The organism is Arthrobacter sp. NPDC056727, assembly GCF_042790555.1.
Lineage (GTDB): Bacteria > Actinomycetota > Actinomycetes > Actinomycetales > Micrococcaceae > Arthrobacter.
Window position 1 is genome coordinate 1 of record NZ_JBHTZA010000051.1, and the last position, 5443, is coordinate 5443.

At 65.9% G+C, this 5443-nt stretch carries 7 protein-coding genes; 2 read left to right on the forward strand and 5 right to left on the reverse strand.

Annotated features, from left to right (window positions below; translation table 11 throughout):
• Positions 1 to 47: 47 nt before the first annotated feature.
• Complete coding sequence (locus ACFRAH_RS24085) at positions 48 to 311, reverse strand: antibiotic biosynthesis monooxygenase (RefSeq protein ID WP_377993418.1); 264 nt, start codon at positions 309 to 311, stop codon at positions 48 to 50.
• A gap of 55 nt (positions 312 to 366) precedes the next feature.
• Positions 367 to 663, reverse strand: coding sequence for a hypothetical protein (locus ACFRAH_RS24090; RefSeq protein WP_377993419.1), 297 nt, complete (start codon positions 661 to 663; stop codon positions 367 to 369).
• Positions 664 to 903: 240 nt separating this feature from the next.
• Here ACFRAH_RS24090 and ACFRAH_RS24095 point away from each other — a divergent pair, with 240 nt between their 5' ends.
• Positions 904 to 1680: an exonuclease domain-containing protein gene (locus tag ACFRAH_RS24095; protein ID WP_377993420.1), complete on the forward strand. Its 777-nt coding sequence runs from the start codon at positions 904 to 906 to the stop codon at positions 1678 to 1680.
• A gap of 151 nt (positions 1681 to 1831) precedes the next feature.
• A complete protein-coding gene (locus ACFRAH_RS24100; protein WP_377993421.1) occupies positions 1832 to 2587 on the forward strand; it encodes a ZIP family metal transporter in 756 nt (251 codons plus the stop codon).
• 19 nt (positions 2588 to 2606) lie between these two features.
• Here ACFRAH_RS24100 and ACFRAH_RS24105 read toward each other — a convergent pair whose 3' ends face one another.
• The 3 genes from ACFRAH_RS24105 to ACFRAH_RS24115 all read right to left on the reverse strand — a co-directional run bounded on the left by ACFRAH_RS24105 (position 2607) and on the right by ACFRAH_RS24115 (position 5112).
• Positions 2607 to 2789: a PspC domain-containing protein gene (locus tag ACFRAH_RS24105; protein ID WP_377993422.1), complete on the reverse strand. Its 183-nt coding sequence runs from the start codon at positions 2787 to 2789 to the stop codon at positions 2607 to 2609.
• Positions 2790 to 3314: 525 nt separating this feature from the next.
• The gene (locus tag ACFRAH_RS24110; protein WP_377993423.1) at positions 3315 to 4697 is read right to left on the reverse strand and encodes a GAF domain-containing serine/threonine-protein kinase; all 1383 of its coding nucleotides are present in this window, start codon (positions 4695 to 4697) and stop codon (positions 3315 to 3317) included.
• A gap of 157 nt (positions 4698 to 4854) precedes the next feature.
• On the reverse strand, positions 4855 to 5112 hold the full coding sequence (locus ACFRAH_RS24115; RefSeq protein ID WP_377993424.1) for a hypothetical protein: 258 nt from the start codon (positions 5110 to 5112) through the stop codon (positions 4855 to 4857).
• Positions 5113 to 5443: the final 331 nt, after the last annotated feature.

The following is a 5443-nucleotide window of genomic DNA, read 5'->3' on the forward strand; positions in this document are numbered from 1 at the left end:
GGCTGACATTGCCGGCCACCCGCCGTCGGGCTTTCCTGAAACAGCGGTTACTCGAAGAACTCGATCCGCGGTTCGCCCTGGACGCCGGCGCGCTGCATGGCGTCCTTCAGCTCCGGGCTGGCGAAGAACGCCCTGGCGGTCTCCACATCGTTGAAGTGGTGGATGACCAGGACATTGTCCGGATCATCCGCCATCCGGTGGACGGACTGCTGGGTGACGCCGCCGTCATTCTGCATCTCGGCGACGGAATCGTAGACCTTGCGCCATGCGTCGTAGTCGGCAACGCGGTGGAGGACGAGCGAAACAGCCATGGTACTTCTCCTTTGAAGTGGTGCTGAGGTGGTGCGCCGCACAGGTGCGTGCTGGTCAGGCGGCCGGGCCCTCGGTCAGGTAGTTGTGGACCTCGTAAAACGAGACATCCGGCTTTTCGGTGATGCCGACTTCGGCCGTGATGGGATCGATCTTCTCGCGGGCGAACGCCTCGAAGGCCTCCCGGCTGGCCCACGTGTCCACCACGCGGATGCCGTTCTCGGTGGCGGCAACCCAGTGGGTCAGGCCGCCGGGCGCGCCGGTGCCGCCCTTGGTGAAGCCCATTTTCTCGATGACTTGGTCGTACTGTTCCAGTGTTGCCCCGGCGAAATCCATGACGATGGCGACAGGCATGACGCGCTCCTAAATGCTTGCAGAATTACCTGGGGCGGCCCCGGATTGGACCGCCCAAGGCCGTGGTACTCCCGCTTGCCCGGAGTGTCAACGGTCTTTTCATTCGCCGAATGAGCCGCGTCACATTTTCCCGGGGAAGCGTAATCCGGCATCCTGTCTGCAAGAATGGCGAAGTCATGTGCGGGAGGTCACAAGCAACGGCGCTTGCGGCCTCCCGCGCCATGCCCTGGGGAGGCAAGGATGTCAGGAATCAGTTTTACGGCCATCGACTTCGAAACGGCCAACAGCCACCGCGGCTCCGCGTGCGCCGTCGGCCTGGTGAAGGTCCGGGACGGGCGAATCGTGGACACGGCGTCGTGGCTCATCAAGCCGCCGCCCGGCATCGACGACTTTGACCCCATCAACGTGGAGCTCCACGGCATCGCCGAACAGGACGTCCGGAACGCGGCCGACTGGGAAATGTCCCTCGAAGGCATCCTGCAGTTCGTCCGCGAGGACCCGCTGGTGGCGTTCGACGCCCCCTATGACGCCTCGGTCATGCGCAAGGCCACCGAGCACCAGCAGCTGGACCTGCCCGCCCAGGACTTCTACTGCGCCCTGCACCTCGCCCAGGACCACCTGGACCTGCCGCGGCACCGGCTCAGTGACGTGCTGGCCGCCCTGGGCCTTCCGCCGGTTGAGCGGCATGAGCCGCGGGCGCACGCACTGGCCTGCGCCCAGATCGTCCTCGCCATCGCCGGCCGGCACGGCTTCACCGCTCTTTCCGAGGTCTGGAAACGGCCGACGACGGCGGTCGGCAGGCGCCGCCGCGGCCGGCGCGTCCGCACGGACGCTGATCCGGAGGCTGAGCCTGATGCCAACCTCGCCGTGGTGACGCCCGACCCCGGTCCGCACCTGATTGCCACACCCGAACCGGCCACGACGGCCCGGCCGGGCAGCACCGGAACCCGCCGCACCGCGCAGCGAGCATTCAGCACCGCAGCGGGACTGCTCCGGCGGCTGACCCCCGGTCACTGACCGCTCGCGGTAACTCGCCTGCCGCATCTCCGGCCCGCCGCAGCGGCTTCATCCGCCCTGTCTGCAAGAATGCTTGAGGACCGGGACGGACGCTATTGCGGTACCGTCGCTCAGCTCAACGGGGCCTCGCGGCCGGGGAAGGCGGACATCCATGCCCATGTGGGCCCAGGCGCTGCTGTGGGGAACTCTTGCCGGCGGAGCGCTGGTTCTCGGCTCGGGACTGTCCTGGAAATGGAACATCCCGGCCAAACTCGTCTCCTCGATCATGGCGTTCGGCGCCGGCGTTCTCATCTCCGCACTGGCCTTCGAACTCGTGGACGAGGCGGTCCAGGGCGGCGGACTCTGGCCCACGGCCCTCGGATTCCTCGTCGGCGCGGTGGTGTACGTCGGCGCCAACGTGCTGCTGGCGCGCTCCGGAGCCAAGCACCGGAAGCGGTCCAAGGACCAGCAGCCCTCCGAAAAGGAGGATCCCGGCAGCGGCACGGCCATCGCCGTCGGGGCCCTTCTGGACGGCATCCCGGAATCCGTGGTCCTGGGCCTCGGCCTCGTCACGGCAGGCACGGTGAGCCCGGCCATGCTCGCCGCGGTCTTCATCTCCAACGTCCCCGAGGGGCTGTCCAGCACCGCAGGCATGAAGAAAGCCGGCCGCGGCGCCAAATACGTTTTCGGCGTGTGGGGCGGCATCGCGCTGCTGTGCGGACTCGCGTCGCTGCTCGGCTACACGGCCCTGGAAACTGCGCCCGATGAAATGGTCGCCTTCATCACCGCCGTGGCCGCCGGCGGGATCCTCGCCATGCTCGCGGACACGATGATTCCCGAGGCCTTTGAAGAGCACCACAACCTCACCGGCCTGGTGGCCGCCGTCGGTTTCCTCTCGGCCTTCACCATCCACCACGCCGGCGGGTAGTTCTCCTGGTCCGGAAGGCCTAACGCTCCCTGGGGATGAGGATCCACAGGGCGATGTAGACCAGCTCCCCGACACCGAACAGGCCGAACAGCACAAAGCCGATGCGGACCAGCGTCTTGGGAACCCCGAAGCGGGCAGCCACCGCCGCGCAGACGCCCGCGATCATCTTGCCGCTCCTGGGGCGGACCATGCCAGCTTCCATGCCGCCACAGTAGCAGCCGCCCGGCCGCACGTCAGCGGCGCAGAGCGCCCCGGTTTTCGGGACCCTTAACCCCGACGACGGATGGCCGGCGACGCTGGCGCCCACCCGCCGTCGAGCTTTAGACGAGCGGTCCCTTTTGTGCCTCATGGCCAGGACCGCTCAAGCCGCGGAGCGTCACCGTCCGGGCGGCGAGCACCTCAAATGTGGTCTGACGGGAGCCGGCGTGAGCAGTGGGCGTTCCGGGCGGAATGACGCTGGCCCGCTGTCCCCAGCGGGCAAGGAACTGCCGGACGGATACAGGGGCCGTCCGTCCGCCATCGCAACGAACACGTCGCTGATGCGGTTGTCCAGAACTGGCATCCCAGGCCTCCCCGTGTTCTGGGGACCCGCGTCAGATCGGCATGCACGTCCATTTCGCCCCCAATTGCGTTTTCAGACAGCACCATGGTTGCGGCCACAGCCTAGAAAAAACTTGCGGCGGGAGCAATGTCCTGACATGTGGTGGGGGACCCGGCTGACGGCTTGTTAGCTGACGCGTTCAGACTCCACGGGAGTGCCAGACGCCCCGCTGGCTGCCTCCAGCCGCAGTTCAAGGTCCGCCATGACCATCGCAGCGAGGTCCCGAAGGTTGGCATTGTCCTCGGCGGTCATGGTGCGCGGTTCGAAATCCAGAATGCACAGGGTGCCCAGGTTGTAGCCGCTCCGGGTCTTTAGGGGAACGCCGGCGTAGAACTTCAAGCCGAATTCACCTGCGACCAGGGGATTGAGCAGGGTCCTCGGGTCCTCGGGTGCGTTCTCCACCACCCAGAGGCCGTCCTGCAGGATCGCCGACGCGCACAGGCCGGAGTCCCGGCTGATCTGCTCCACGTCCACGCCGTGGTGGGACTTGAACCAGATCCGGTCGTGGTCAACGATGGACACGATCGCCACCGGCACGGAGAACAGCCTGGCCGCCAGCGCGGTGATCCTGTCGAAGGCACCGTCCGGGGGAGTGTCCAGGATGCCGTAGCTGCGCACCGCCTCCATCCGGGCTTCCTCGTCGGCGGGAATGATGGAGGCGTCCACCTTGTGCTTTCCGCGGCTGCTCAGGGACAGCTCATACAGGGCCTGGCTGACCTCGGTGGTCGATGGCCTGTCCTCCGGGTTCCGGGCCGTCATGGCGGTCACGAGGAGGCGCCACTCCGGCTCGATGCTGTCAGGGATGTGTGGGTCCTCCATGAGGCGAGCGAGGGCGCTCTGCAGCGGGTCGCCCGGGAAAGCCTGCTGCCCTGTCAGGCACTCGAGCAGCACCAGGCCCAGCGAGTAGACGTCGCTGGCTGGCCCGACGGGCTCGGCCTTGGCCTGCTCCGGGCTCAGGTAGCCGGCGGTGCCAAGGAAGCCTCCGCCCTGCAGGTCAGGTTCGTCAGCCATGAGTGCGATGCCGAAGTCCGTCAGCTTGGCGTGCATCCGGGCGGTGTCGTGCTGGTAGTCAAACACCAGGATGTTGCCCGGTTTGACGTCCCGGTGAATCACGCCGCTTTCATGGATGTAAGCGAGGGCATCGGCCACGTCGTAGCCGATCTCGGCCGTATGCCGGGGGGAGAGCGGCCCCTCGCTGAGGCGGCGCTTGAGATCAGGGCCCTCAACGAGCTCCATTACGAGGTAGACCCGGGGGCGCCCGGGCCCCTGCCGGTCCACCCCGGCGTCAAGGAGGGTAATCAGGCTGTGGTGGTTCAGGGCAGCGAGGACCTTGACTTCGGCGTCGTCGTCGCGCGTTGTTTCCTGCGTTGTGTCTCGTCGGTTGATGACCTTGACGGCGACCTCCCGTTCAAGGGACTCGTCCACCGCCCGGTACACGTTGGCCATGGCACCGGAACCAATCTGTTCCACCACGCGGTACCTGCCGCCGAGGATTGCGCTTTCTGCCATGCCGGGTTGTACGGCCATTGGGTACCTTTATTTCCTGCCGAGCCCTCGGGGCTGGCCATATACGTGCGCTGAATCGCTATTTCGGGCAGAGCGCCCTGAATGTGTTCCTGAGTACGCAGAAGGAGCCGACATTCGCCGGCTCCTTCTTTTGCTTGGCCTAGATAAGGCTGGGGGCACTCGCCAGGATGTAGTCAGCTGCAGCGGGCCCGGTCATGGCCAGTTCGCAGTTCTCGGGATCGATGCCGCGTTCCTTGAGCGCCGCGAACAGGGCTTCGGGGGCGTCGGGCTGTACCTTGTGGATCAGGCACCAGCTTGTGTAGAGGCCGTAAAGCTCGTCCGGCCCGAGAACTGTGTCAGTCTCCCGCTCTGTGGTGAGCGCTTCTGCGACGAATAGGTCAAACTGGGTGGCATCCATTTTTGGGCTCCTTATAGGGCATGCACATTGATCCGCCGTTTCTGCTTCAGCGATAAACGGATCGACGCCCGGAGGCCAGCGATCTACCTGAAACCTATGCGAGACAGACTGTTCTGTCTAGTTGAGCCGGTAACGCGCAAAGCAATCCGGGCGGCTGCACTACTGATGAGTACGGTTGGACTCTTCCGATGCCGCACTCCCGGCCGCCACTTCCCCTCACTTGCGTCGATTTGCGCGGGCGTTCCGGGGCGTGTAGAGTCTTTCGAGTCGCCGCCGCTGATGCGGAAAGATAGCGACCGACCCCCTTTCAAATGGCCTGGAAAATGGTGCG